General features: G+C 45.5%; 1 protein-coding gene and 1 pseudogene. One reads left to right on the forward strand and one right to left on the reverse strand.

Annotated elements, in window-relative coordinates; genetic code table 11:
* A partial coding sequence (locus tag A3751_RS20745; protein WP_304439068.1) for a glyceraldehyde 3-phosphate dehydrogenase NAD-binding domain-containing protein occupies positions 1–743 on the reverse strand: 743 nt, incomplete at its 3' end.
* Positions 744–967: 224 nt separating this feature from the next.
* Here A3751_RS20745 and A3751_RS23930 point away from each other — a divergent pair.
* Positions 968–1,115, forward strand: a pseudogene (locus tag A3751_RS23930) (response regulator); the annotation flags it as partial.

Genomic DNA, 1,115 nt, shown 5'->3' on the forward strand with positions numbered 1-1,115 from the left:
CCAAGACCATCTTCATCTCTCCAAATACCTGTGTTGTCAATAACGATAGCGTCGTTAATGCCATACTCTGTGTAATCAACCTGATCTGGGCCGGGAGAGTAGATAACCTGAATACAATTACCGTTAGCGATAATCTGATTCTTGTCATTATCAACAGAAATAGTGCCCTCGAACGGACCATGAACTGAGTCTCGGCGAAGCAAACTTGCCCTCTTCTCAAGATCATTACTAGCGCCACCCTTGCGAACGACAATAGCCTTTAAGCGAAGATTTGTACCTCCACCAGCCTTCTCGATAAGTATACGAGCAAGCAAACGACCAATACGACCAAACCCGTAAAGCACCACATCATGCGACTGACCAGCGCTATCTGAGCCCTTGCCAACTACGTCAGCTAATTCAGCGCGAAGGAACTCTTCCAAACTCGCTCCGCCCGCTCTTTCTTTAAACGCGACAGCCAGCTTGCCAATATCGACGCGCGCATGACCAAGATTTAAGCCAGACATCACCTTAAGTACTTCTAGAGAATCGACCGCAGACAACTCTTTGTTTTCAATCTGGCGAACAAATCGGTGCGATTTGAGCAAACCAATGACAGACTGATTGATAATGGCTCGACCGTAGACAGAAGTAACAACATTGTTCTCACGATACAGGCGTCCAATTAAAGGAATCATATCCTCCGCTGCAGATTCTCGTTCAGTCCAATCGTTGAAATGGCTTTGAATGCTCTCGTTGCTCACGCTTCACACCTCTTATATATGTGCGCTCATAAAAATAGGTCGCGTATTATCCTGATAAACAACCAAGATAGCAATAAACCCTCCTTACGCAAAAAGAATAATAATAGTACGCAAACGACTCAGCCTTGCTAAACTGAAGTTGTACGTCTGCTATAGAACAAGAATCGGATACATATTCAGGCAACTAATCAGGGAACAACGTGGCAACGACAAGCGCACTCGTGGTGGATGATTCATCGACATCTCGCACCTTACTAACCAAGATCCTAAAAAAAATGGGTATACATTGTGAGCAGGCCTGCTCCGGCGAAGACGCTCTGTCGCAACTCGCTTGGTTTCACCCTGATTACATATTCTTGGACCACTTAATGC

It is taken from the genome of Oleiphilus sp. HI0080 (assembly GCF_001635135.1).